The organism is Mycobacterium bulgaricum, from assembly GCF_041287165.2.
GTDB classification, from domain to species: domain Bacteria; phylum Actinomycetota; class Actinomycetes; order Mycobacteriales; family Mycobacteriaceae; genus Mycobacterium; species Mycobacterium bulgaricum.
This window is the reverse complement of the sequence record NZ_JBGGKV020000006.1, coordinates 156325-182116: the sequence shown is the minus strand read 5'-3', so window position 1 is coordinate 182116 and position 25792 is coordinate 156325. Positions and strand designations below refer to the sequence as shown.

The 25792-nt window shown below is 68.3% G+C and carries 24 protein-coding genes; 7 read left to right on the top strand and 17 right to left on the bottom strand.

From position 1 onward, the window contains the following. The first annotated feature begins 83 nt into the window (after positions 1-83). On the top strand, positions 84-455 hold the full coding sequence (locus tag ACAG24_RS17960; RefSeq protein ID WP_370474034.1) for an ATPase: 372 nt from the start codon (positions 84-86) through the stop codon (positions 453-455). Between the two features lie 134 nt (positions 456-589). Here ACAG24_RS17960 and ppc read toward each other — a convergent pair whose 3' ends face one another. The 6 genes from ppc to ACAG24_RS17930 all read right to left on the bottom strand — a co-directional run bounded on the left by ppc (position 590) and on the right by ACAG24_RS17930 (position 7569). Continuing rightward, positions 590-3394 (bottom strand): phosphoenolpyruvate carboxylase, encoded by a 2805-nt coding sequence (ppc, locus tag ACAG24_RS17955; protein WP_370474033.1) that lies wholly within the window; start codon positions 3392-3394, stop codon positions 590-592. Positions 3395-3455: 61 nt separating this feature from the next. Beyond that, a complete protein-coding gene (gene secG / locus ACAG24_RS17950; RefSeq protein ID WP_370474032.1) occupies positions 3456-3692 on the bottom strand; it encodes a preprotein translocase subunit SecG in 237 nt (78 codons plus the stop codon). A gap of 36 nt (positions 3693-3728) precedes the next feature. Further along, positions 3729-4514: a triose-phosphate isomerase gene (tpiA, locus tag ACAG24_RS17945; RefSeq protein ID WP_370474031.1), complete on the bottom strand. Its 786-nt coding sequence runs from the start codon at positions 4512-4514 to the stop codon at positions 3729-3731. A 15-nt stretch (positions 4515-4529) separates the two neighbouring features. Continuing rightward, complete coding sequence (locus ACAG24_RS17940; protein ID WP_370474030.1) at positions 4530-5738, bottom strand: phosphoglycerate kinase; 1209 nt, start codon at positions 5736-5738, stop codon at positions 4530-4532. Between the two features lie 3 nt (positions 5739-5741). Next, positions 5742-6764 (bottom strand): type I glyceraldehyde-3-phosphate dehydrogenase, encoded by a 1023-nt coding sequence (gene gap, locus ACAG24_RS17935; protein WP_370474029.1) that lies wholly within the window; start codon positions 6762-6764, stop codon positions 5742-5744. 91 nt (positions 6765-6855) lie between these two features. Then, entirely contained in the window at positions 6856-7569 is a 714-nt protein-coding gene (locus tag ACAG24_RS17930) for an ABC transporter substrate-binding protein (RefSeq protein ID WP_370474027.1), read from the bottom strand. A gap of 31 nt (positions 7570-7600) precedes the next feature. Between ACAG24_RS17930 and ACAG24_RS17925 the strand changes: the two genes are divergently transcribed. Continuing rightward, entirely contained in the window at positions 7601-8860 is a 1260-nt protein-coding gene (locus ACAG24_RS17925) for a threonine/serine exporter family protein (RefSeq protein WP_370474026.1), read from the top strand. Between the two features lie 72 nt (positions 8861-8932). Here the strand turns inward: ACAG24_RS17925 and whiA are convergent, their stop codons facing one another. From whiA to uvrC, 4 genes are read right to left on the bottom strand one after another with little or no spacing between them, the layout of a single operon-like run. Then, entirely contained in the window at positions 8933-9916 is a 984-nt protein-coding gene (whiA, locus tag ACAG24_RS17920; protein ID WP_508506430.1) for a DNA-binding protein WhiA, read from the bottom strand. Next, positions 9907-10929: a gluconeogenesis factor YvcK family protein gene (locus tag ACAG24_RS17915; protein WP_370474025.1), complete on the bottom strand. Its 1023-nt coding sequence runs from the start codon at positions 10927-10929 to the stop codon at positions 9907-9909. The genes whiA and ACAG24_RS17915 overlap by 10 nt, the downstream gene beginning before the upstream one ends. Further along, complete coding sequence (gene rapZ, locus ACAG24_RS17910; RefSeq protein WP_445206209.1) at positions 10926-11858, bottom strand: RNase adapter RapZ; 933 nt, start codon at positions 11856-11858, stop codon at positions 10926-10928. Before rapZ ends, ACAG24_RS17915 begins: the two co-directional genes overlap by 4 nt. Next, positions 11855-13867, bottom strand: a complete 2013-nt coding sequence (gene uvrC, locus ACAG24_RS17905) for an excinuclease ABC subunit UvrC (protein ID WP_370474024.1) — start codon at positions 13865-13867, stop codon at positions 11855-11857. The genes rapZ and uvrC overlap by 4 nt, the downstream gene beginning before the upstream one ends. A 53-nt stretch (positions 13868-13920) precedes the next feature. On the opposite strand from uvrC, the gene ggt reads away from it, so the two are divergent. Then, a complete protein-coding gene (gene ggt / locus ACAG24_RS17900; RefSeq protein WP_370474023.1) occupies positions 13921-15840 on the top strand; it encodes a gamma-glutamyltransferase in 1920 nt (639 codons plus the stop codon). On the opposite strand, the gene ACAG24_RS17895 is transcribed toward ggt, so the two are convergent. The 4 genes from ACAG24_RS17895 to ACAG24_RS17880 all read right to left on the bottom strand — a co-directional run bounded on the left by ACAG24_RS17895 (position 15821) and on the right by ACAG24_RS17880 (position 18717). Next, entirely contained in the window at positions 15821-16285 is a 465-nt protein-coding gene (locus ACAG24_RS17895) for a PH domain-containing protein (protein WP_370474022.1), read from the bottom strand. The genes ggt and ACAG24_RS17895 overlap by 20 nt on opposite strands. After that, positions 16282-16761, bottom strand: coding sequence for a 6,7-dimethyl-8-ribityllumazine synthase (gene ribH, locus ACAG24_RS17890; protein WP_370474021.1), 480 nt, complete (start codon positions 16759-16761; stop codon positions 16282-16284). Before ribH ends, ACAG24_RS17895 begins: the two co-directional genes overlap by 4 nt. Then, positions 16758-18029 carry a bifunctional 3,4-dihydroxy-2-butanone-4-phosphate synthase/GTP cyclohydrolase II gene (locus tag ACAG24_RS17885; RefSeq protein ID WP_370474020.1) on the bottom strand — a complete coding sequence of 424 codons (1272 nt, stop codon included), beginning with the start codon at positions 18027-18029 and terminating at the stop codon, positions 16758-16760. The genes ribH and ACAG24_RS17885 overlap by 4 nt, the downstream gene beginning before the upstream one ends. A 79-nt stretch (positions 18030-18108) precedes the next feature. Further along, complete coding sequence (locus tag ACAG24_RS17880) at positions 18109-18717, bottom strand: riboflavin synthase (RefSeq protein ID WP_370474019.1); 609 nt, start codon at positions 18715-18717, stop codon at positions 18109-18111. 43 nt (positions 18718-18760) lie between these two features. Here ACAG24_RS17880 and ACAG24_RS17875 point away from each other — a divergent pair, with 43 nt between their 5' ends. The 4 genes from ACAG24_RS17875 (at position 18761) to ACAG24_RS17860 (ending at position 23797) form a co-directional block, all read left to right on the top strand. Then, the gene (locus tag ACAG24_RS17875; protein WP_370474018.1) at positions 18761-19741 is read left to right on the top strand and encodes a TIGR03885 family FMN-dependent LLM class oxidoreductase; all 981 of its coding nucleotides are present in this window, start codon (positions 18761-18763) and stop codon (positions 19739-19741) included. Continuing rightward, on the top strand, positions 19738-21417 hold the full coding sequence (locus tag ACAG24_RS17870; protein WP_370474016.1) for an alpha-amylase family protein: 1680 nt from the start codon (positions 19738-19740) through the stop codon (positions 21415-21417). Before ACAG24_RS17875 ends, ACAG24_RS17870 begins: the two co-directional genes overlap by 4 nt. Positions 21418-21521: 104 nt before the next feature. Next, positions 21522-22226 (top strand): LppX_LprAFG lipoprotein, encoded by a 705-nt coding sequence (locus ACAG24_RS17865; RefSeq protein WP_370474015.1) that lies wholly within the window; start codon positions 21522-21524, stop codon positions 22224-22226. Then, positions 22226-23797 (top strand): MFS transporter, encoded by a 1572-nt coding sequence (locus tag ACAG24_RS17860; protein WP_370474014.1) that lies wholly within the window; start codon positions 22226-22228, stop codon positions 23795-23797. The genes ACAG24_RS17865 and ACAG24_RS17860 overlap by 1 nt, the downstream gene beginning before the upstream one ends. Here ACAG24_RS17860 and ACAG24_RS17855 read toward each other — a convergent pair. The 3 genes from ACAG24_RS17855 to rpe all read right to left on the bottom strand — a co-directional run bounded on the left by ACAG24_RS17855 (position 23764) and on the right by rpe (position 25787). Then, positions 23764-23916, bottom strand: coding sequence for a hypothetical protein (locus ACAG24_RS17855; protein WP_370474013.1), 153 nt, complete (start codon positions 23914-23916; stop codon positions 23764-23766). The two genes, ACAG24_RS17860 and ACAG24_RS17855, sit on opposite strands and share 34 nt — an antisense overlap. Positions 23917-24111: 195 nt before the next feature. Next, on the bottom strand, positions 24112-25113 hold the full coding sequence (ribD, locus tag ACAG24_RS17850) for a bifunctional diaminohydroxyphosphoribosylaminopyrimidine deaminase/5-amino-6-(5-phosphoribosylamino)uracil reductase RibD (RefSeq protein ID WP_370474012.1): 1002 nt from the start codon (positions 25111-25113) through the stop codon (positions 24112-24114). Further along, positions 25110-25787 (bottom strand): ribulose-phosphate 3-epimerase, encoded by a 678-nt coding sequence (rpe, locus tag ACAG24_RS17845; protein ID WP_370474011.1) that lies wholly within the window; start codon positions 25785-25787, stop codon positions 25110-25112. The genes ribD and rpe overlap by 4 nt, the downstream gene beginning before the upstream one ends. Positions 25788-25792: the final 5 nt, after the last annotated feature.

The following is a 25792-nucleotide window of genomic DNA, read 5'->3' as shown; positions in this document are numbered from 1 at the left end:
TCCGGATATTGTCAAGTACATATTGACATCCGACATTGCCCCGCACTGCATTCGACGCAACATGATTGGGCCATACTGGCCGGATGGCAGACAAAGGGGGCAGACCGGTTCGGACCGGTCCCGAGCGCATCCGCAAGCTGGCGCAGGCGGCACTGAACGCAGACGTCACCGTGGAGCAGGTCGACACGATCCTGGAGGGGTTGAGCGAGACGCTCGAGGATCTCAACCACTCCACGGAGAAGCTCGACGCCACCCTGGAACGGTTCAACGGCACCATCAGCCAGATCAACGAGCTGGCCCCTCGCCTCATCGCCGTCGTCGACCGGATGGAAGGCATCGTCTCCCGCGTGGAGCGCATCGTCGGACTGGGCGAGTCGGTCATCCTGCCGCTGGCGGCGACCGAGCAGGCGATCCGCGGGGCTCTCGACAGAGTCCGCCGCACCGCCGGCCTGTGACGGACGACGGACCGTTCTCGCTGACCGCGACGGGCTTTCTGCTCAGCCGCTAGACCATCACGCCCCACTGGGCCAGCCACCCCAGGTCGGCGCCGGCGCAGATCGGCGGCCTCGCACGAGCCGCCGACCGCTGCCTATCCGCTGTTGCGCAGTGCGGTAGCCAGACCGCTCATCGTCAGCAGGATGCCTCGCTGCACGAGCTCGTCCTCGTCGCCAGACCGGTAGCGGCGCAACAACTCCACCTGCAGGTGGTTCAGCGGCTCCAGGTACGGGAAGCGATTGAACACCGAGCGGGCGAGCGCGGGGTTGTCGGCAAGCAGGTCGTCCTGCCCGGTGATCAGCTTGTGCATACGAATCGTGCGGGCGTGCTCGTCGACGATCTTGTCGAACACCCTGCGCCGCAACGCCTCATCCTCGACGAGCTCCGAGTACCGCGCCGCCAGGCCGAGATCCGACTTCGACAGGACCTGGGCCATGTTGGACAGCACCGTGGCGAAGAAGGGCCAGCGCCGGTAGAGGTCCTGCAGGATCTCCAGCCTGCCGTCCTCTTCAGCCACCCAGTCCTCGAATGCCGTCCCGGTGCCGTACCAGCCCGGCAGCATCACCCGGGACTGGCTCCAGGCCAGCACCCACGGGATCGCCCGCAGATCCGAGATCGACGTCGTCGGCTTGCGGGAGGTGGGCCGGCTGCCGATGTTGAGGGCACCGATCTCGCTGACGGGCGTGGACGCCTTGAAGTAGTCGACGAATCCCGGTGTGTCGTGCACGAGTTCGGCGTAGGCACGTTGCGCCCGCGCCGCGAGGTCGTCGAGGACCTCGTAGGCGGGTTCGGCGGCGTCACCGAGTCCTTCGACATCGAGCAGTGTCGCTTCCAGCGTGGCGGCCAGCAGCGTCTCCAGGTTGCGGTGCGCGATCCTCGGCTCGGCGTACTTGGCGGCGATCACCTCGCCCTGCTCGGTGATGCGCAGCGATCCCTGCACCGCACCCGGCGGCTGCGCCAGGATGGCGTCGTAGCTCGGACCCCCGCCTCGCCCGACGGTACCGCCGCGGCCGTGGAAGAGCCGCAGCCGGATTCCGGTCTTGCGCGACGTGTCGACGAGGTCGAGTTCGGCGCGGTAGAGCGCCCAGTTTGCGGCCAGGTAGCCGCCGTCCTTGTTGGAATCCGAGTAGCCGAGCATCACCTCCTGGCTGTCGCCGCGGGCGGCCACGACCGCCCGGTACAGCGGAAGGTCCAGTGCTGCTTCGAGAATCGACGAGCCGCGCTGGAGGTCGTCGATGGTTTCGAACAGCGGCACGACCCCCACGGGCGCGTACGGATGCTCCGAGGATGCGTCGAGGAGCCCCGCCTCTTTGAGCAGGATGGCGGCTTCGAGCATGTCCGAGACGGATTGGCACATCGAGATGATGTAGTTCGGCACGGCCTGCGGCCCGAAGACGTGCACCGCGCGGGCGGCGGCGAACACGATGTCGAGCTCCTTGCGCGCAAGCTCGGACAGGTCGGCGTCCGGCCCGATGAGCGGCCTGCGGGTGGCCAGTTCGGCCGCCAGCACCTCGACCCGTTCGTCCTCGCTGAGCGAGGCGTAGTCGGAATGCACCCCGGCCCAGGCCAGCAACTCGGCGATGACCTCCTCGTGCACGTCGGAGTTCTGCCGCATGTCCAGCCCGGACAGGTGAAAACCGAAGGCGCGCACGGCCTCTCGCAGCCGCGCCAGCCGGTCGTCGGCCAGGGCGGCGCTGCCGTTGGCGCGCAGCGACTCATCGACGGTGTCGAGGTCGTCGAGTAGTTCACCCGGTGCGAGGTAGGCGTCCATGCCGAGGTCGAGTTCGTGCTCGGGCTGACGGTCGAGGATCTGTTGCGCGGTGGCGGTCAGCCGGGCATGCACCACACGCAGGGCCCGGCGGTACGGTTCGTCGGCACGGGCAGGCTCGCTGCACGCATCGGCGAGCTGGGCCAAGCCGTCGCTGATGTGCACAAGGCGCACCGACATCGACAACTCCTGCTCGAGCGCGGTCAGCTCCGCGAGGTAGTGGGCGAACGCGGTGTATGCGGCGTTGCCGGTGGCGAGCCTGACGACCTCGGCGGTGACGTTCGGGTTGCCGTCACGGTCGCCGCCGATCCAGGAACCGGGCCGCACGATCGGCTCCTCCAGCAGGTCCGCGTCGGGCCACCGCTGCGCAAGCGCCGCACGCACTTCGGCGTTGACCTGCGGGATCACCTCGAACAGCGCGGCCGGGTAATAGCGCAGCCCGGTCTCGATCTCGTCCTGGATCTTCAACCGGGACAACCGGATCAGCGCGGTCTGCCACAGGGTGAGGATGTGGCGGCGCAGCTCGCGCTCGACATCACGACCGTCGGCGGTCTCGGTCTGGCCGTGCAGGCGCAGCCGCATCAGCTCGGTGATGCGGTGCTGGGTGTCGAACACGGTGCGACGGCGCGTCTCGGTCGGGTGTGCCGTGATCACCGGGGACACCAATGCGCCACGCAGCGCTTCGGTCACGGTCGCGGCGTCGAGGTCGGCGTCGTCGAGTTTGAGGTAGGTGGCGGCAAGCCGGCTGTCCTGGGGTGGCTCCCCCGCCGCCTCGTGGATTCTGCGCCGGCGCTCGCGGTGGATGTCCTCGGCGACGTTCGCCAGCAGGGCGAAGTGGGTGAACGCGCGGATCACCGGGATCGCGAGGTGGACGTCGACACCGTCGAACAGCTTGGCCACGTCGGCGCGGTCGATCTCGGAACGACGCACCCGGAAAGCCTCGACGCGGGCACGTTCGACGAGATCGAAGACGTCGTCACCGTTCTGCTCACGGACCGTGTCGCCCAGGATGGCCCCGAGCAACCGGATGTCCTCGCGCATCGGTTCGGTGGCTTCCCGGCCCACCTGGGTGCGCTGGACGGCGCCGATCGGCTCCAAGGACAGGTCGGGAACAGCCGAAGGGGAAGACATCGGTCAAGTATCCGGGTTGCCCGTCGGCCCCGCAGAGCGAGGCTCGTCAGGCGTGAACGCTCTAGACGCCGTACTTGATGGACAGAGCCATGCCGATGATGGAGACGATCCAGATGCCGGTGACGAACAGCGTCAGCCGGTCGAGGTTCTTCTCGACCACGGTGGAGCCGGACAGGCTTGATTGCACACCGCCGCCGAACAGGCTGGACAGGCCGCCGCCCTTGGCGCGGTGCAGCAGGACCAGGAGCACGACCAGAACACTGGTCACGACCAGGGTGATCTGCAGAGCCAATTGCATGGGGGCAACTTTATCAGGGGTACGGCACTGTCAGAGTCAGGGCAGGGGCCCGCCCGCGGCGATCGCCGACAGCGTCGCGAACTGCTCGCCGTCCAGTGAGGCGCCGCCGACCAGCGCGCCATCGACGTCGCCCTGCCCGACGATCTCGCCGACGTTCTTGGCGTTGACCGAGCCGCCGTAGAGCACGCGGACGCCGGCAGCGATCTCGGGGGACGCCAGGTTGGCGAGCTCGTCGCGGATGGCCTTGCAGACCTCCTGCGCGTCCGCTGCGCTTGCGACCCTGCCGGTGCCGATCGCCCACACCGGCTCGTAGGCGATGACCGACTGGCCGATCTGCTCGGCGGACAGGCCGGCCAGCGACCCGCGCAGCGAGTTCACGTTGAACTCGACGTGGTCACCCGCCTCGCGCACCTCGAGCTGCTCGCCGATGCAGACGATCGGCGACAGCCCGTGCTTGAGCGCGGCAAGCGCCTTGGCGGCGACCAGCTCGTCGGTCTCGCCGTGGTAGGTCCGCCGCTCCGAGTGTCCGACAACGGCAAAGGTGCACCCCAGCTTGGCCAGGAACGCGCCGCTGATCTCGCCGGTGTACGCGCCGGAGTCGTGCTGCGAGACGTCCTGCGCCCCGTAGGTCAGCCGCAGCTTGTCGCCGTCCACCAGCGTCTGCACGCTGCGCAGATCGGTGAACGGCGGGATGACCGTGACGTCGACCTTGTCGAAGTACTTGTCCGGCAACGAGAATGCGATCTTCTGAACCAGCGCGATCGCCTCGAAGTGGTTCAGGTTCATCTTCCAGTTGCCGGCGATCAGCGGCTTGCGGGACACGTGAGTCTCCTAGTTCTAGTTCAGAACGTCGATGCCGGGCAGCGTCTTGCCCTCAAGGTATTCCAGCGAGGCGCCGCCACCGGTGGAAATGTGCGAGAAACCGTCCTCGGCAAGGCCGAGCTGACGCACCGCGGCGGCGGAATCGCCACCGCCCACGACACTGAACGCACCCTTGCCCGTGGCGCCGATGATGGCCTCGGCCACTCCCTTGGTGCCCGCGGCGAACGCCGGGAACTCGAACACGCCCATCGGGCCGTTCCAGAAAATGGTCTTCGCGTTGGACAGCAGCGCGGTGAACCGCTTCACCGACTCAGGGCCGATGTCGAGGCCCATCTTGTCGGACGGGATCTTGTCGGCGGCCACCGTCTCGGCAGGCGAATCAGCCGCGAACTTCTCGGCGACGACGATGTCGACAGGGAGGTGCAGCACGTCGCCGTAGTCGTCGAGCAGCTTGCGGCAGGTCTCGATCATGCCTTCTTCGAGCAGCGAGCTGCCCACCGAAAGACCCTGCGCGGCAAGGAAGGTGAAGCACATCCCGCCGCCGATGACGAGGCTGTCGGCCTTGGTGGCGAGGTTCTCGATGACCGCGAGCTTGTCGGACACCTTCGATCCGCCCAGTACCACCGCGTACGGGCGTTCGGTGGACTCTGTCAGCTGCGCCAACACCTTGACCTCGGTGTCGACCAGAGTGCCCGCGTAGTGCGGCAGAAGCGTCGCGACGTCGTACACCGACGCCTGCTTGCGGTGCACGACCCCGAAGCCGTCGGAGACAAACGCGCCGTCCTCGCCGACGAGTTCGACGAGCGCCTTGGCCAGCTTCAGCCGCTCGGCGTCGTCCTTGCTGGTCTCGCGGGCATCGAAGCGGATGTTCTCCAGCAGCAGGATGTCGCCGTCGGTCAGCCCTTCGGCGCGCGCGAGTGCGTCGCTGCCGACCACGTCGCCGGCCAGCTGCACATGCCTTCCGAGCTTGTCCCCCAACGCTTTCGCGACAGGGCCGAGAGAGAACTTCGGGTCCGGCTCGCCCTTGGGCCTGCCGAGGTGCGCGGTCACGACGACCTTCGCACCGGCGTCACTGAGCGCCTTCAACGTCGGAACCGACGCGATGATGCGCCCCGGGTCAGAGATGGTGTCCCCGTCGAGCGGGACGTTCAGATCGGAGCGCACCAGCACGCCCCGACCCGAAACTCCCTCTGCGAGCAGGTCTTCGAGGGACTTGATAGCCATCGTCTACAGCGACTTGCCGACCAGGCCGACCAGGTCGACGAGGCGGTTGGAGTAGCCCCACTCGTTGTCGTACCAGGAGACGACCTTGGCCTGGTTGTCGATGACCTTGGTCAGGCCGGAGTCGAACAGCGAGCTGTGCGGATCGGTGACGATGTCGCTGGACACGATCGGCGCGTCGTAGTACTTGAGGATGCCCTTGAGCGGGCCGTCGGCGGCGGCCTTGAACGCGGCGTTGATCTCGTCGACGGTTGCCGACTTGCTCAGCTCAGCGGTCAGGTCGGTGACCGAACCGGTGGGGATCGGCACGCGCAGCGCGTACCCGTCGAGCTTGCCCTTGAGCTCCGGGAGCACCAGGCCGATGGCCTTGGCGGCGCCGGTGGAGGTCGGCACGATGTTGACCGCGGCGGCGCGGGCGCGGCGCAGGTCCTTGTGCGGACCGTCCTGCAGGTTCTGGTCCTGGGTGTAGGCGTGGATCGTCGTCATCAGGCCCTTGACGATGCCGAACTCGTCGTTGAGCACCTTGGCCAGCGGCCCGAGGCAGTTCGTGGTGCAGGAGGCGTTGGAGATGATGTTCTGGCTGCCGTCGTACTTGTCGTCGTTGACGCCGAGAACGATCGTGATGTCCTCGTCGCTGGCGGGCGCCGAGATGATGACCTTCTTGGCGCCGGCGTCGAGGTGGCCCTGCGCCTTGGCGCGGGCGGTGAAGATGCCGGTCGACTCGACGACGACGTCGACGCCCAGGTCGCCCCACGGCAGCGCCGACGGACCTTCCTTGACCTCGAGCGCCTTGATCTTGTGGTCGCCGACGACGATGGTGTCGTCGCCTTCGAGGCTGACGTCATAGGGCAGCCGGCCCAGGATGGAGTCGAACTTCAGCAGGTGCGCCAGCGTGGCGTTGTCGGTGAGGTCGTTGACCGCGATGATCTCGATGTCGGTGTTCTTGCCCTCGGCCTTCTGCGCGTCCAGTGCGCGGAAGAAGTTGCGCCCGATGCGGCCGAAGCCGTTCACGCCTACCCGGATCGTCACGTGTCTCTCCTCTTGACTCGATGCTCCTGCACAGCTCGGCACTCAGCCTAGTAGTTGGCCTGCACGCCGCGCGGCTCGCCCCGGACCGCTGCTACAGCACCCCTGAACTCTGGTCGACATACGGGTTGCCGAGCCACTTGCGCCGGATGCGCTGGAACTCGCCACTGGCTTCGAGTTCGGCCTGCGCGACCTGCAGTCGCGCGAGAAGCTGCTGGTCGGCCGGGTTGACGGCGATCGCGATGTCCTCGACGGACAGGCCGCGTTGCACGACCTCCACCTCGGGTACCGCCTTGACGAGCTCGACCAGTGCAGGCGCAAGCTTCATGACGGCATCGCAGCCGCCGGTCAGCAGGTCGGCGATCGCGGTGCTGATCGCGCCGTGGTCGTAGACGCGGACACGCTCGGCCTTCCCGTCGGCGACCAACTGACGGGCGATCGGTTCGCTCGTGTTGCCGCGCTGCACGCCGATGGTCAGACCTGCCAGGTCGTCGACCGACCGGACGTGGGGCAGCCGGGACGTGTCGACCGCCAGGCCCTGCCCGGTGATCACATACGGGGGCAGGAACGCCGCCCGGCTCTGTCGTTCGGGGGTGACGGTGGTGCCTGCGATGACGCAGTCGTAGTCGCCGGCGGCGAGCCGGTCGAAGATGCCGTCGAAGTCCGCGCCGTCATAGGCGACGAACTCGGCCCGTTCGCCCACCGCGCCCGCCAACGCCGTCATCACGTCGATGTCGAGGCCGCCGTGACCGGGCATGGCGTTGAAGGGCGGATCCGGATAGGCCACACCGACCCGCAAATCACTCATGAGGCCACGGTAGAGGTCTACTGTCCGGCCCGTGGAGGACGTACCGGAGGTTGGCTCGCAGCCGATGGCGGCACACGGCAAGCCGATGGCCTTCCTGGCCCGGCTGGGCGCGGCGATGATCGCCGCCGGCTACCCGATCGGCATGGTCCGGCGCGCGCTGGCCGCCGCTGCCGACGGCTACGGGGTGTCGCGCGAAATGCTGATCCTGCCCAACTACATCCAGCTCGGGGGCGGCGGCGAACACCCCGACGGCACCACGATGCGCGTCGAGAGCGCCGAGAAGAGCCTGCGTTTCGACCAGACGTTCCCACTGGCCGTGCTCGTGGAGCGGGCGGAGCGCGGCCAGGTCACCGCGGACGAGGGCCTGGCGGAACTGGACCGCATCGAAGCGATGCGTCCGCGGTTCTCGGCGTGGGCGTTCGTGCTGGGCTACATGCTGCAGAGCGCGGCATTCGCGTTGATCCTGCAACCCAACGTGATCGCGCTGCTGGCGGCCATCACCCTCGGCCTCGGCGTCGGGCTGCTCGGCCTGTTCGCCCGCCGCAGTGAGCCGTTGACACAGCTGCTGCCGGTGATCGCGGCGTTCCTCGTGGCGCTTTATGCGTTTCTCATGGGTCGGTTGCTGCATCTCGGTGAGGGCAGCCTGCGCGCGCTGGCGCCCGCGCTCGTGATGTTCCTGCCGGGCTCGGCGATCACGCTGGCTGTCATCGAGCTCAGCGGGCGCGACGTGGTAGCCGGGTCCGCGCGCCTCATGGCCGGTGCAATTCGGTTCGCGCAGTTGGCATTCGGCATTCTCATCGCGGCCCAGGTGGTCGGCCTGTCCACCGACGAGCTCAGCGTCGCATCCGTGGACCGCTTCGGGCCGTGGTCGCCGTGGCTGGGCGTCGCGGTCTACGCCGTCGGGCTGTTCCTGTACCACGGGCCTCCGACCCGCTTCATGGGCTGGATGGTGCTGATCCTGTTCGTCTCGTACACGGGTCAGGTCGTCGCGAACGCCGGTCTGGGCAGCTACGCCAGCGGCTTCGGCGGCGGGATCGCGCTGACCGTGTGCGCCCTGCTGGTTGCGCACCGACCCGACACCCCGCCGGCGGCGACGCTGCTGCTTCCCGGCTTCTGGCTGCTGGTGCCGGGGTCGCTGGGATTCATCGGCGTCACCGAACTCGTCGGGGGCAGCAGCGACGGCGCCGTTGCCGTCACGCTGATCTCGATGATCTCGATTGCGCTGGGCATCCAGGCCGGCCTTCTGCTGTGGGAGGCGTTTCGCCAGCTGGGGTCCCGCCTCCGTCGGTGATCGGCGGGCCAGCGTGGGTGCTGTGCACGCACAACGGGCATTTCTGCGTGCATATCCCCCACGCTGGACGCGCTAAGCGTCTTCCAGCAGATCCGGCGTGACGGCCGACTCGGTGTCGGGGATGCCGTCCTGCTTGGCCTTACGGTCGGCCATCGACAGCAGACGCCGAATGCGGCCTGCGACAGCATCTTTGGTCATCGGCGGCTCGGCGAGGCGGCCCAGTTCCTCCAGGGAGGCCTGCCGGTGGGCGACGCGCAAGCTGCCCGCGGCGGCCAGGTGGTCGGGCACGGTGTCGCCGAGGATCTCCAGCGCGCGTTCCACCCGCGCTGCGGCGGCCACAGCCGCGCGCGCCGACCGCCGAAGATTCGCGTCGTCGAAATTGGCCAGCCGGTTCGCCGTCGCGCGCACCTCGCGGCGCATGCGGCGCTCCTCCCAGGTGAGTCGCGTGTCCTGGGCGCCCATCCTGGTCAGCAGCGCCCCGATGGCCTCGCCGTCGCGCACCACCACCCGGTCGCTGCCGCGCACCTCGCGGGCCTTGGCGCTGACCCCGAGCCTGCGGGCCGCGCCGACAAGCGCCAGCGCCGCCTCGGGCCCCGGGCAGCTGACCTCCAGCGCCGACGAGCGGCCGGGCTCGGTGAGCGAGCCGTGCGCCAAAAACGCTCCACGCCAAGCAGCTTCGGCATCCGCGACGCTGCCGCCGACGACCTGCGCGGGTAGTCCCCGCACCGGGCGGCCACGCAGATCGAGCAGGCCGGTCTGTCGGGCCAACGCCTCCCCGTCCTTGGCCACCCGCACCACGTAGCGCGTGCTCTTGCGGATACCGCTGGCCGACAGCACGTGCACCACCGCGTTGTAGCCGTACAGGTCGTAGATGTCCTTGCGCAGCCGGCGCGCGATGATGCCCAGGTCGACCTCCGCTTCGACGACGACACGTCCCGACACGATGTGCAATCCGCCGGCGAACCGCAGCAGCGATGCGACCTCGGCGCGACGCGCGCTGACCGAGTTCACCACCAAGCGGCTCAGTTCATCTTTGACCTCGGCAGTCATCGCCACGGGTCGTCACCTCTCGGTCCGTTCACTGTCGGGGTCGGTTGCGTCGGCTGCGCCGTTGCACTCGGCGCCGCGCCCCGCTTGCGGACCCCCTCCAAGGCCGCGGCCAACCGCGCCGGGTCATGTAAAGGTGTACCAGGTCTGGAGACGTCGGCGAACTGAACGTGAGCATCGAGGATTGTGGCGGTCCGACGCAGTTGTTCGCGTTCGCGGTCGCTGGGAACGCGCGCCGTGTCGACGATGATGTCATCCACGGTGAAGCCGGGTGCATGCTGGGCCAGCACGTGGATGTGACGTTCCACCGAGAAGCCTGCCGTCTCTCCGGGCTCGGCCACCAGGTTGAGCACGAGGGCGCGCCGCGCCGTCGTCGCCTGCAACGCGGCCAGCAGCTGCGGCACCAGCACGTGCGGGATGACGCTGGTGAACCAGGAGCCGGGGCCGAGCACGACCAGATCGGCGTTCATGATCGCGTCGATCGCCTGGTGTGTCGCCGGCGGGTCGGGCGGGAGCAGCCGAACCCGGCGCACCTTGCCCACGGTGGTGGCGATGGCGACCTGACCGCGGATCGAACGGCTCACCCGGGGATCCGATTCGAGACCGACGACGTCGGCCTCGATGCCGAGCCCGACCGGGCACATCGGCAACACCCGACCCTTGACGCCGAGGACTCTGCCGAGCTCGTCGAGCGCGGCCACCGGATCGGCGAGCACCTCGTTGAGGCCGGCGAGCATCAGGTTACCGATGGGGTGGCCCGCCAGCGCGCCGCTGCCGCCGAAGCGGTGCTGGATGATCGTCGCCCACAGCCTGCCGTGAGGACTGTCGGAAGCCAACGCGGCCAACGCCATTCGCAGATCACCGGGTGGGACGACATCGAGCTCGCTGCGCAGCCGACCCGACGATCCGCCGTCGTCGGCGACCGTGACGATCGCGGTGACGTGCGGGGTGAGGCGGCGCGCCGCCGACAGTGTGGCGTAGAGACCGTGCCCGCCGCCCAGTGCCACGATGCGGGCGCTCACTCGCGCCCCAGATCCCGGTGCAGCACCCGGACCGTCAGCGCCGCGTCCTGCAGGCGCTCCGCCAGCGCCTCGGCCATGGCTACACTGCGGTGCTTGCCGCCCGTGCAGCCGATGGCGACGGTCATGTAGCGCTTTCCCTCCCGGCGGTAGCCGTCGATCACGACGTCCAGCAGCTGATGGTAGGAGTCGAGGAACTCCACGGCGCCGGGTTGGCCGAGCACGTAATCGCGGACCTCGGCGTGCTGTCCGGTGTGCGGGCGCAACCGGTCCACCCAGTGCGGGTTGGGCAGGAAGCGGACGTCCATCACGGTGTCGGCGTCCATCGGCAGACCGTATTTGTAGCCGAAGGATTCGACGGTCACATTGGTGTGCGCGACGGTCTCCGCGGCAAACGCCCGCTCGATGCTCTCGCGCAGTCCGTGCACCGACAGCGACGACGTGTCGATCACCAGGTCGGCCGTCGCCCGCACCGGTGCCAGCATCGTGCGTTCGGCGGCGATACCTTCGGCCAGCGTCTGGTTGCCCTGCAGCGGATGGCTGCGGCGGTTCTGCTCATAGCGCCGCACCAGGATGTCGTCGGAGGCCTCCAGGAACAGGACACGAGGCACGATGCCGCGGGTGGCCAATTCGCTGCGCACCCAGTCGAGGTCACCGGTGAAGCCACGCGACCGCACGTCCATCACGGCGGCGAGCTGGGTGATGCGCGATCCCGCCGCCAGGCCTAGGTCGACCATGCGCGCGATGAGCTCTGGGGGCAGGTTGTCGGCGACATACCAGCCGAGGTCTTCGAGCACCTTGGCGGCGGTGCCTCGGCCCGCGCCGGACAGACCCGTCACCAGGACCACATCTATCCCGGTGTCTATCCCGTTGTCTTCGGCACCGCCGACGGCTCCCCCACCCAGTTCCTCGTGCATGCCCCGCTCTGTCATCCCGATGCCCTGCTCTGATCATTGCCGATAACCGCCTCGGGCGCGCCCGAATCGGGCGTCGTCTCCATCCCGAGGGCTTCCAGCACGGCCCTTGCCGTGGCGGCCCCGATGCCCGGGACAGCGGTGATCTCCTCCACGGTGGCCTGCTTGAGCCGTGCCAGCGAGCCGAAATGGGTGACCAGCGCCTTGCGGCGGTGCTCCCCGAGGCCGCGCACCGAGTCCAGCGCCGACGCGGTCATCCGCTTCGAGCGCTTGCTGCGGTGGTAGGAAATTGCGAACCGGTGCGCCTCGTCGCGCACCCGCTGCAGAAGATAGAGGCCGTCGCTGTTGCGCGGGAAGATGACGGGATCCGGTTCGACCGGTACCCACACCTCTTCGAGGCGTTTCGCCAACCCGATCACCGCGACGTCGGTGACTCCCAGGTCGTCGAGCACCGCCTGCGCGGCATTGACCTGCGGGGCGCCACCGTCGACGACGAACAGGTTGGGCGGGTAGGCGAATCGGCGCGGACGTCCTTCCGGAGCCGTCCCGGCGGCGACATCGGCGGTTTCCTCCGAGTCGCGCAGGTGGCGGTAGAACCGGCGCCGCGTCACCTCCGCGATCGACGCGACGTCATCGGAGCGCCCGCCGCCGGCGGCCTCCCGGATCGCGTAGTGGCGGTAGTCGGACTTGCGCGGCAGACCGTCCTCGAACACCACCAGCGAGGCGACGACGTCGGTGCCCTGCACATGGCTGATGTCGACGCACTCGATGCGCAGCGGGGCGTCCTCCAACCCCAGCGCCTCCTGAATGCTCTGCAACGCAGCACTTCTGGCGTTGAAATCACCAGCCCGCTTGAGCTTGTGCTGATTGAGCGCCTGCTCGGCGTTGCGCTTGACGGTCTCGGCGAGCGCCCGCTTGTCCCCCCGCTGGGGCACGCGCAGCGCCACCCGGGACCCGCGCAGCTGGCACAGCCACGTCTCCAGTTCGTGGGCGGTGTCGGGCAGCACCGGGACGAGCACCTGCTTGGGCACCGGGTTCGTCGCCTCGTCCCCTCCTTCATCGGCAGCACCGCGGAGTTCGGCCTGGTCGCCGTAGAACTGGGTGAGGAACTGCTCGACGAGGTACTCCAGCGTGGATTCGCCTGGTTCGCCGGACTTTTCGATGACCCAGCCGCGCTGGCCGCGAACCCGGCCGCCGCGGACGTGGAACACCTGCACGGCGGCCTCGAGGTCGTCGTCGGCGAAGGCCACCACGTCGGCGTCGGTGCCGTCGCCGAACACCACCGTCTGCTTCTCCATCGCCCGACGCATCGCCCCGATGTTGTCGCGAAGCCGGGCGGCCCTCTCGAAGTCGAGGTCCTCGGCCGCCGCGTTCATCTGCTGTTCCATCTCGCGGATCAGCCGATCGGTCTTGCCTGCCAGGAAGTCGCAGAAGTCCCCGACGATGCGGCGATGCTCCTCGGCACTGACCCGACCGACGCACGGCGCCGAGCACTTGTCGATGTAACCCAGTAGGCAGGGGCGATCAATCTGGCTGTGCCGCTTGAACACTCCGTTGGAGCAGGTGCGGGCCGGGAACACCCGGGTGAGCAGATCCAGCGTCTCCCGGATCGCCCACGCGTGCGAGTACGGGCCGAAGTAACGCACGCCCTTGCGGCGCGGACCCCGATACACCTTGAGCCGCGGATACTCCTCGTTGAGGGTCACGGCCAACACCGGATAGGACTTGTCGTCGCGGTAGCGGATGTTGAACCGCGGATCGAATTCCTTGATCCAGTTGTATTCGAGCTGCAGCGCCTCGACTTCGGTGGTGACCACCGTCCACTCGACACTGGCTGCGGTCGTCACCATCTGGCGCGTGCGCGGTGCCAGACCCGAGAGGTCGGCGAAGTACGAGTTGAGCCGGCTGCGCAGGCTCTTGGCCTTGCCGACATAGATGACGCGGGCGTGCGGGTCGCGGAAGCGGTAGACGCCCGGTTCGACGGGGATGGACCCGGGAGCGGGTCGGTACGTCGCTGGATCGGGCACGGTCCCAGGTTACTGCCGCGCTCCGACGGGGTAGAGCCACTACCGTGGCAGTGATGCGGGCCACCCGTCGGACGATTGCCCCAGCCCTGGGCCTGATGTTGGTGCTTGCCGCGTGCGCCTCCGGACCGGACAACCTCGTGTCCCGCACCGGGCCGTGCGAGATCGTGACGAACGGCACGCCCGAGTCCAAGGACCAGACCCGCGACGACGCGTCCGCCCCCGAAACCGCGACGGGATACCGCAGCGACATGGAAGCGGTGCGCACGAAGACCTTCGCGGTCGTTACCGCGAATCCACTCGCCACGAAGGCCGCCTGCGAGATCCTGCGCGACGGTGGCACCGCGGCCGACGCGGTCGTGACCGCGCAAGCGGTGCTCGGCCTCGTCGAGCCGCAATCCTCGGGCATCGGAGGCGGCGGGTTCCTGCTGTACTACGACGCCGCCGCCGACTCCGTGCAGGCCTTCGACGGCCGCGAAACCGCCCCCGCGGCCGCGACCGAGAACTACCTGCGCTGGATCTCGGACACCGACCGGACAGAACCCGTTCCCGACGCCCGCTCGTCCGGGCGCTCCATCGGGGTCCCCGGAATCGTGCGGATGTTGGCCGACGTGCACGCCGAGCACGGGACGACGCCCTGGCGAGACCTGTTCGCGCCTGCGGTGAGGCTTGCCGACGACGGATTCGACATCAGCGCGCGGCTGGCCGCCGCCATAGAAGACGCTGCCCCGAGGTTGCGCATCGATCGGGAGGCGGCCGACTACTTCCTCAACGCCGATGGATCCCCGAAGCCCACCGACACCAGGCTCACCAACCCGGCCTACGCAAAGACGTTGGGCGCCATCGCAACCGATCCCGACAACTTCTACACCGGCGAGATCGCCCGCAACATCGTGGCCGAGGCGGCCGATACCTCCGCCGGGCGAACCCCCAGCCTGATGACGGCCGAGGATCTCGCGACCTACACCACAAAACAGCGGGAACCGCTGTGCGCGCCCTATCGAGGCAGAGAAATCTGCGGCATGCCCCCGCCGTCGTCGGGCGGGATCGCGGTCGCCGCCACTCTCGGCATGCTCGAACACTTCCCGATGGGTGCGCACAAGCCCACCGATGTGGACCGCAACGGCGGCCGGCCGTCCGTGATGGGCGTACACCTCATCTCCGAGGCCGAACGGCTCGCCTATGCCGACCGGGACCGCTACGTCGCGGACACCGACTTCGTGGCGCTGCCGGGCGGGTCACCCGAAACGCTCCTCGGCAGCGATTATCTCGCCGGCCGCGCGGCACTGATCTCACCCGACCGCTCCATGGGAACCGCGAAACCCGGCGAGTTCGGACCGCCCGCCGCACCGGTGCCGCCGATTCCCGAGCACGGCACCAGCCACGTCAGCGTCGTCGACAAGCAGGGCAACGCCGCTTCCCTGACCACCACCATCGAATCCGCGTTCGGGTCCTTTCACATGGTCGACGGATTCCTGCTCAACAACGAACTCACCGACTTCTCCGCCGAACCCGCGGGCCCCGACGGCGTACCGCTCGCCAACCGGGTACAGCCCGGGAAGCGTCCGCGCAGCACGATGGCGCCGACGCTGATCTTCGACCCGGCCACGCCCGGCGCTCCCCGCACCTTGTACGCCGTCGCGGGCTCCCCCGGCGGCGGCACGATCATCCAGTTCGTGGTCAAGACGATCGTAGGGATGCTGGACTGGGGCCTCGATCCGCAGCAGGCGGTGTCAATGGTGGACTTCGGCGCGGACAATTCACCCGAAACCAATGTCGGAGGCGAGCATCCGGTCATCGACACGTCCGATGACGGCAGCAGCGATCCGCTGGTCCGAGGGCTTCGCGAACTCGGCCACAAGGTCGATCTGGCCGATCAGTCGAGCGGGTTGTCAGCCATCGTGCGCACCGCGTCGGGGTGGACGGGCGGCGCCGACCCCCGCCGTGAAGGCGTCGTCATGGGCGACGTGAATTGACGTCGTTCTTGTAGCGGTCCAGCAGCGCGCGAACGTTGTCCATCGATTCGACGGCGCGCCCCTTGTCGACGGCCTGAATCGCCATCACAGCGACATATTCGTCGTCGGGAAGATCCAGCCGCGCCCAGCGTGCACCCTCGTGGAACGACACGTCGACCACTTCGTCCCACGGAAACAGTCGGTAGCCGAACAGGTTTCGCACCGCCACCCCGGACGGCCCGACTCGCAGCCGCGGCCGGGCGAACAGCGACACGAAGCAGGCGATGACGACCCCGACCATCGCGATGGCGACCTGGTCGTAGGTGCGGAACACGACCCCGGTGGAGCCGATCTTGAGCAGCGCGCCGACGACAACGTGCGCCGCCACGATCACTACCGCTGCCCCCCAGGCGAAGTACGGCGTCAGGTGCGGCTTGACCTCAAGGTCCCACTGGTCCCGGCTCATGAGCGCGACTTCAGCGCACGCAGCGTCAGCGCGGTCGACAGCGCCGCGGCCGCCGCCTGGGCACCCTTGTCCTCACCGGAGTGCGGAAGCCCGGCCCGATCGAGCGCCTGGTGTTCGGTGTTGACGGTGAGCACGCCGTTGGCGATCGGCTTGGACTCGTCGAGTGACACGCGGGTCAGCCCCTGGGTGACGGCGTCACAGACGTAGTCGAAATGCGGTGTCTCGCCCCGGATCACCACACCGAGCGCGACCACCGCGTCATGGGTCCGAGCCAAAGCCTGTGCGACGACTGGGATCTCGATCGCACCGAGCACCCGGACGACTGTCGGGTCGCTCACCCCGGCGTCGGCGGCCACCTTGCGCGCGCCGTCGAGAAGGGCGTCGCAGATGGTCTCGTGCCAGGTGCTCGCGACGATCGCGAGCTTCAGGTCCTTGCCGTCGAGTGCGGGCAGATCGGGAACGCCGCCTCCGCTCATACCGCACCGCCGAACTCACCCGGCACGGCTTCGTCGAAGTCCTCCAGGCCCACCAGGTCATGGCCCATGCGGTCGCGCTTGGTCATCAGGTAGCGGATGTTCTCGGCATTGGCCCGCACCGGAAGCGGCACCCGCTCGATGATGTGCAGGCCGTAGCCGTCCAGCCCGACGCGCTTGGCCGGGTTGTTGGTCAACAGGCGCATCGAGCGCACTCCGAGGTCGACGAGGATCTGCGCGCCGATGCCGTAGTCGCGGGCGTCGGCAGGCAGGCCGAGCTTCAGGTTGGCGTCGACGGTGTCGTCGCCGGCGTCCTGGAGTTGGTAGGCCTGCAGCTTGTGCATGAGGCCGATGCCGCGGCCTTCGTGGCCGCGCATGTACAGCACGACGCCGCGGCCCTCACGGGCCACCATGGCCAGCGCCGCATCGAGCTGGGGCCCGCAGTCGCACCGCCGCGAACCGAACACGTCCCCGGTCAGGCATTCGGAGTGCACCCGCACCAGCACGTCGTGCCCGTCGCTGTGCGGCCCCGACAGCTCACCTTTGACCAGCGCGACGTGCTCGACGTCTTCGTAGATGCTCTGGTAGCCGACCGCCCGGAATTCGCCGTGGCGGGTCGGGATGCGCGCCTCCGCGACGCGGGTGATGTGCTTTTCGTGTTTGCGGCGCCACTCGATCAGGTCGGCGATCGAGATCAGCGCGAGGTCGTGCTCGTCGGCGAAGATCCGCAGCTCGTCGGTCTGCGCCATCTCCCCTTCGTCTTTCTGGCTGACAATCTCGCAGATCGCACCCGCGGGTTGCAGACCGGCCAGCCTGGCCAGATCGACCGCCGCCTCGGTGTGACCGGGCCTGCGCAGCACGCCACCGTCCTTGGCGCGCAACGGCACCACGTGGCCCGGCTTGGAGAAGTCGTCGGCGACGGCGTCCGGATCGGCGAGCAGCCGCATCGTCTTGGCGCGGTCCGAGGCCGAAATGCCAGTTCCCACATCCTTTTTCGCGTCTACGGTGACGGTGTAGGCGGTGCCGTGCTTGTCCTGGTTGACCGCGTACATCGGCAGTAGGCCGAGCCTGTCGCAGATTTCGCCGTCCAGTGGGACGCACAGGTAGCCGGAGGTGTAGCGCACCATGAAGGCCACAAGCTCGGGCGTCGCCTTTTCGGCGGCGAAGATCAGGTCGCCTTCGTTCTCCCGGTCCTCGTCGTCGATGACGACGACGGCCTTGCCTGCGGCGATGTCGGCCACCGCGCGCTCGACCGAATCCAGCCTCGTCATCCTCACCACCCTTGCCGGCCCCGGACAGGCCGGAACCACGTGTCAATACCCTTCAGTATGAACCACAGAAGGTGGGCGGTTATTGCCCGGCGGTGTCCCGGTTGCCCAGGAGTCGCTCGACGTACTTGGCGATGACGTCGACTTCCAGATTGACCGGCGTTCCGACCTCGGCGCGCCCCAGCGTCGTCAGCTGCAGGGTCGTCGGGATCAGCGACACCTCGAACCAGTCCGGCCCCAGACCCGACACGGTCAACGAGATGCCGTCGACGGTGATGGAGCCCTTCTCGACGACGTAGCGGGCGAGCGCGACCGGAAGTGAGATCCGCACGACGTCCCAGTGCTCGGACGGTGCCCGTGAGATCACGAAACCGGTGTCGTCGACGTGCCCCTGGACGATGTGGCCGCCGAGCCTGCTGTTGAGGGCCGCCGCTCGTTCGAGGTTGACCACGGATCCGACGTCTACCTTCGCCAGGCTCGACCGGTCGAGCGTCTCGGCCATCACGTCCGCGCTGAACGATCCGTCGGCGAGCACGTCGACCACCGTCAGACACACGCCGTTGACCGCGATCGAATCCCCGTGGCTCGCATCGGCGGTCACGACCGGCCCGCGGATCACGAACCGCGCGGCGTCGGCGAGTTCCTCCTTGCCGACGACCTCGCCCAGCTCCTCGACGATTCCGGTGAACACGCAGACCAGCCTAGACCGGCCCGGATCGGGGTATGGGGTGCGCATGGCGGTCATCGGATTCCACTGCTCCCACGAACAGATCGCGCCCGGGCAACTGCTGCGCGACGTCCAGCACGCCGAACGCGCCGGCTTCACGGCCGGGATGTCGTCGGACCACTTCAGCCCATGGAGTGAGCGCCAGAACGAGTCGGGGTTCGCGTGGTCGTTCCTCGGCGCGGCGCTGGCCACGACGAACCTTCCGTTCGGCGTCGTCAACGCCCCCGGGCAGCGCTACCACCCCGCGATCATCGCCCAGGCGATCGCGACGCTTGCGGAGATGTTCCCCGGCCGGTTCTGGGCCGCACTGGGTTCCGGTGAGGCGTCCAACGAACGCATCAACGGCGAAGTGTGGCCCCGCAAAGAGGTTCGCGATCAACGTCTCGTCGAATGTGTCGACGTGATTCGCCGCCTGCTCAACGGCGAGGAAGTCAGCTTCGACGGTCTCATCCACGTCAACCGCGCCAGGCTGTGGACGCTGCCCGACCGGGTGCCCGACCTCGTCGGCCCTGCCGTGACGCCGGCGACGGCCGCCCGTCATGCGTCATGGGCGGACGCGCTGATCACCGTCAACCAGCCACACGAGACGCTGAAGAAGGTCCTGGACTCGTATCGGTCCGCAGGCGGCCGCGGGCCGGCGCGCCTTCAGATCCACCTGAGCTGGGCACCCACCGAAGACGACGCCGCGGCCATCGCGCACGACCAGTGGCGCACCAACGTCTTCGCTCCTCCGGCGTGCTGGGACCTGGAGACCGTAGACGCGTTCGACGTCGTCGGCGAGAACGTGACGCTCGAGCAGGTCGCCCAGTCGGTGCTGATATCCAGCGACCTCAGCAGGCACGCCGCGTGGCTCAACGAGTACCTCGAGCAGGGCTGGGACGAGCTGTACCTGCATTTCGTCGGACAGCACCAACAGCCGTTCATCGATGCGTTCGGAGAGCACGTCCTTCCGCAGCTGTCCCCGACGGCACCGGCGGTTCCGGCATGAGGAAGATCGAGACCGGCGACCTGTGGTGGAAGAACGCCGTCTTCTACTGCGCCGACGTGGAGACGTTCTACGACTGGAACGGCGACGGCTGCGGCGACATCCGCGGCATGACCGAACGCATCGAGTACCTCGCCGACCTCGGCATCACCTGCCTGTGGCTGATGCCGTTCTATCCGACATCCCGCAAAGACGACGGTTATGACATCACCGACTTCTTCGGCGTGGACAGCCGGTTGGGCACCCTCGGCGACTTCGTCGAACTGGTCCGGACGGCCAGGTCCAACGGGATCAGGGTGATCGTCGACTTCGTCATGAACCACACCTCGGACGCCCATCCGTGGTTCAAGTCCGCCCGCCGCAGCACCGACGACGCCTACCGCGACTACTACGTCTGGACCGACACCGAACCGCCAGACACCTCGGCCGACGTCGTGTTCCCCGACCAGGAGGACAGCCTGTGGGAGCGCGACCCGAAGACCGGCGAGTGGTACCTGCACCACTTCTACAAGCATCAGCCCGACCTGAACATCGCCAATCCTGCTGTGCAGGAGGAGATCTCACGGACCCTAGGCTTCTGGCTGCAGCTCGGCGTCTCGGGTTTCCGCGTCGACGCGGTCCCGTTCCTGTTCGCCCGCGACGGCGCACCGGGCGACCCCGGCGCGTTCGATCCCTACGAATACCTCGGCGACGTCCGCAACTTCATCACCCGCCGGCTCGGCGACGCCGTGCTGCTGGGCGAGGTCAACGTCGAATACGAGGACCAGAAGTCGTTCTTCGGCGGGCCCGACGGCGACGGGCTGAACATGCAGTTCGACTTCATCGGCATGCAACGGATGTACCTGTCGCTGGCACGCGGCGACGCAGGCCCGATCGCCGAAGCCCTGCAGGAGCGGCCTCCCCTCGACATCACCAGCCAGTGGGCCAACTTCGTGCGCAACCACGACGAACTCACCCTCGACAAGCTCAGCGACACCGAGCGCCAGGAGGTGTTCGACGCCTTCGGCCCCGAACCCGAGATGCAGCTCTACGGGCGCGGCCTGCGGCGGCGGCTGCCCGCCATGCTCGGTGGCGACGAGCGCCGGATGCGCATGGTCTACTCGCTGGCGTTCTCGCTGCCGGGCACCCCGGTGCTGTTCTACGGCGAGGAGATCGGCATGGCCGAGAACCTCGACATCCCCGGCCGGCTGTCGGTGCGCACGCCCATGCAGTGGACCGCGGGCACCAACGGCGGGTTCTCCACGGCCGCCAAACGCCGGCTGACACGACCCCTGCCCGACGGACTCTATGGACCGGAGCACGTCAACGCCGCCGACCAGCGCCACGACCACGAGTCCTTCTGGTGGTTCGTGCGCGACCTCATCTACACCTACCGCCAGCAACCCGAGATCGGCTGGTCCACCCCGGAGATCCTCGAACAGCCCAACCCCGCCGTGCTCGCGCACGTCTGCCGGGAACCGTCCGGATGGGCGATGGTGGGCCTGCACAACTTCGGCACCGAAGGATGCCTGGTGCCGCTGCAGCTGCAGGACGTCCCGCCCGGTTCGGTGCTGGTGGATCTGCTGGACGGGCGCGGGGAATTTCCTCTCGATGAACGCGGGCGCGTCGAAATGCAGCTCGACCCCTACGGCTACCGGTGGCTGCGGGTGCTGCGGCCCGACGAACCCCCGATCATTTGAGGTCCGGCCAGACGTGCTGAACCTGCAGGTCAGACGCAGTTAACCGGCGCGCCGCCGGGCACCGGAGCGCACGTCCATCCCTTCCCACCCTCTACGATGCAGGCATGCAGACCCGCCTGTTGGCGATCTTCGCCGCCCTTTTCGCTGTCGCCGCCCTCGTCGCAGGGTGCTCGGGATCTTCGTCGGAGAACTCCGGGAAGGACCTCCCCGACGCCGCGACCCTCCTCTCGGAGTCCAGCGAGACCACGAAGGGTCAGACCAGCGCCCACCTCAAGCTGTCGGTACAGGGCCAGATCCCCGAGCTACCCGTCGAAACCCTCGAAGGCGACCTGACCCAGGCGCCCGCCGTCGCGGCCAAGGGCACCGCGAACATCATCTTCCTCGGCCAGCGCCTCAACGACGTGGAGTTCGTCGTCTCCGACGGCGATCTGTGGGCCACGATCACCGCCGGCGGCGCCCTGTCCAACTTCGGGCCCGCCGCCGACGTCTACGACGTCGCTGCGATCCTGAACCCCGACGTGGGCCTCGCCAACGTGCTCGCGAACTTCTCGAACCCCAGCGCCGACGGCCGCGAGACGGTCGAAGGGACCCAGACCGTCCGTATCACCGGGGAGGTCAGCGCCGACGCGGTGAACAAGATCGCGCCGCAGATCGGCGCGACAGGACCGGTTCCCGGCACGGCCTGGGTGACCGAGGAGGGCGACCACGAGCTCATGCAGGTCCGGCTGGAACCCAGCCCCGGTAACAGCGTCACGATGACGCTGTCGAAGTGGGGCGAGCCGGTCACCGTCGACAAACCTGTGGCGTGATGCACCAGGCTCCCCCGGTCGCGCAGGGAGCGACCAACCGCTGGATGGCCATCAGTGCGGGCAGCCTCGCGGTGATGCTGGGCGCGCTCGACACCTACGTGGTGATCTCGGTGATCCGCGACATCATGAGCGATGTCGGCATCGGCATCAACGAGATCCAGCGGGTGACGCCGATCATCACGAGCTACCTGCTGGGCTACATCGCGGCGATGCCGCTGCTGGGCCGTGCCTCGGACAAGTTCGGCCGCAAAGCTCTGATCCAGGTCAGCCTGGCTGCATTCGCGGTCGGGTCGGTGATTACCGCGATGTCGACCGATCTGGTGATGATGGTCATCGGCCGCACGGTCCAGGGCGCCGCCAGCGGCGCGCTGCTGCCCGTCACCTTGGCTCTCGCAGCGGATCTGTGGGTCAGGCGAAACCGTGCCGCCGTCCTCGGCGGGGTCGGCGCCGCCCAGGAACTCGGCAGCGTGCTCGGTCCGCTCTATGGGGTCGCCCTCGTCGCGCTTTTCAGCCACTGGCAGGCCGTGTTCTGGGTCAACCTGCCGCTGGCCGCCGTGGCGATGGTGATGATCCACTTCAGCCTCCCCGGTCGAGCCAAGGACGCGCCCTCCGAGAAGGTCGACGTGGTGGGCGGGCTGCTGCTGGCGTTGGCGCTGGGACTCGCTGTCGTGGGCCTCTACAACCAGACACCGGACGGCAAGCAGGTACTGCCCAGCTACGGCCTTCCGGTGCTGCTCGCGGCAGCCGTCGCCGCGATCGCGTTCTTCGTGTGGGAGAAATTCGCCGCCACCAGGCTCATCGAGCCCGCCGGGGTGCGGTTCCGGCCGTTCCTGGCTGCGCTGGGCGCCTCGCTGACCGCGGGCGCCGCGCTGATGGTGACACTGGTCAACATCGAGCTGTTCGCCCAGGGTGTCCTGGGCAAGGAGCAGAGCGAAGCGGTCTTCATGCTGCTGTGGTTCCTGGGCGCCCTCCCGATCGGCGCGCTGTTGGGCGGCTGGCTGGCCACCAGGATCGGCGACCGGATCGTCGCGTGTGTCGGCCTGCTCATCGCCGCGGGCGGCTACTGGCTGATCTCCCACTGGACCATCGACGTGCTGACCGACCACCACGATCTGGGCATCGTTGCCCTCCCCACCTTCGACACCGACCTCGCGATCGCGGGCCTGGGCCTCGGTCTCGTCATCGGGCCGCTGACGTCGGCCACGCTGCGGGTGGTGCCCGCCGCACAGCACGGCATCGCCTCTGCCGCCGTCGTGGTGGCCCGCATGATCGGCATGCTGATCGGTATCGCGTCGCTGTCGGCATGGGGCCTGTACCGCTTCAACCAGCACCTGGCGGACCTGCCGGCCAGCACGGCGGGGGGCTCGCTGGCGGAACGGCTGGCGGCCGAAGCGACCAGGGTGCGGGAGGCCTACGTCCTGCAGTACGGCGAGATCTTCACGATCACAGCGATCGTGTGCGTGGTCGGTGCGGTGCTCGGACTATTGATCGCCGGCAAGAATGAGCACGCCGACGATCCGGAGCCCGCCGATCTGGATCAGCAGCGCTCCAGCCCGCGGCCCATCAGCTGAGGTTCGTCGGTCGGCGCCGCGTCGTCCGTGGTCAGTCCTCGCCACGCATCGCGGATCGCACCGGTGATGGTGCGGGGATCGACCGGACTGAAGCTGAGCCAGTCCTGCAGTGCAGTCATGCTCGTTGTCCTTTGCTCGTGCTCACCATGCGCAACTCGTCGGTGAAGGCGCGAATTCCCGACCGAGTCTACCGGTCCGGCACCGCCGGAACGGGGTCTGCGGCGCGGCGGTGCGGGTGTGAGACGCAGCACCCATGTCTGAGGGGAAACAATCGGTTAACACATGAAAACGATTGGATAACAACCAGAATTGCGCTAGTTGCGGGTGAGGCTCAGCAACACGTCGGGCCCCACCGGCTGCACGCCGTCGTACCGCCAGCGCTGCGCCTGGGCGATGCTGAACACCCCGACGTCGTCGACCGCCGTGATCGGTCCACCCAACAGGATCGGGGCGACGTAGGCCAGGATCCTGTCGATCACCCCGGCCCGCAGGAACGCACCGGCCAGTGTCGGCCCACCTTCGAGCAGCACATCGGTGCGATCCGAGAGCGCCTTGATGACTTCGTGGGGGTCGCGGGTGCGGATCACCATCGTGCGCGAGTCGTCATTGAGAACCGTTGCATCAGGCGAGATTTCGCGCATGCCGACCACGACGCGCAACGGCTGGTGATCGGCAAGGCTGCCGTCGGAGCGCCGCGCGGTCAGCGCCGGATCGTCGACGAACACCGTGCCCGTACCGACGATGATCGCGTCGGCCGTCGCGCGCCTGCGGTGCACGTCTGCGCGGGCAGCCTCGCTGGTGATCCACTGGCTCGTCCCGTCGGCGGCAGCGCTGCGACCGTCCACGCTGGTTGCGAATTTCCATGTCACATGCGGCATTCCGGTGCGCTGCTTGTGCAGCCACTCCCGAAGCGGCCCGCCGGCGACCGCGTCGGACAGCACGCCGGGATGGACGCGGACACCGGACTCGGCCAGCCGGGCCGCACCGCCTGCTGCCACCGGGTTCGGATCCGCGACGGCGAACGCGACGTCGGTGACCCCGGCCGCCAGGAGTGCATCGACACACGGTGGGGTGCGCCCGAAGTGGTTGCAGGGTTCCAGCGTGACCACCGCGGTTCCGCCGACGGCCCGCTCCCCCGCGCGCCGCAGCGCCAGGATCTCGGCGTGCGGGCCGCCGGGCGGTTCCGTGGCCCCGACCCCGGCGATCTCGCCGTCGCGGTCCAGAATCACCGCTCCCACAGGGGGATTGGGATAGGTGCGGCCCTTCACGCCGTCGGACTGCTCGACGGCCGCAGCCATCGCGGCGTCGAGGTTCATAACGTCAGGTGCTTGGACGCCGCAGCAGCCTTCTTGCGCAGTGCCTGGACCGCGACCGCTGGGTCGTCGGCGCTGTAGACCGCCGATCCGGCGACGAAACAGTCCACCCCCGCCTCGGCGGCGGCCTCGATGGTGTCAGCGTTGATACCGCCGTCGATCTCGATCACGATGGTCAGCTCCCCCGCGTCGATGAGACGGCGCGCGGTGCCGACCTTCGGCAGCACCTCGGCGATGAACTTCTGTCCGCCGAAACCGGGCTCCACCGACATCACCAGCAGGGTGTCGAACTCCCGCAGAATCTCCAGGTACGGCTCGATGGGCGTCCCCGGCTTGATCGAGAGCCCCGCTTTGGCCCCCGCCGCTCGGATGTCGCGGGCCACCCCGACCGGGTTGTCGGTCGCCTCGGCGTGGATGGTCACGTTGTAGGCGCCCGCCTCGGCATACGGCGGGGCCCACCGCTCGGGGTTCTCGATCATCAGATGGCAGTCCATCGGGATGTCGGTGACCTTGAGCAGCGATTCCACCACCGGCAGACCGAGCGTCAGGTTGGGCACGAAATGGTTGTCCATGACGTCGACGTGCAGCCAGTCGGCGCCCTCGACCGCGGCGGACTCGTCGGCCAACCGTGCGAAGTCGGCGGCCAGAATCGAGGGTGCGATGAGGGGTTTCGGCATTCGCC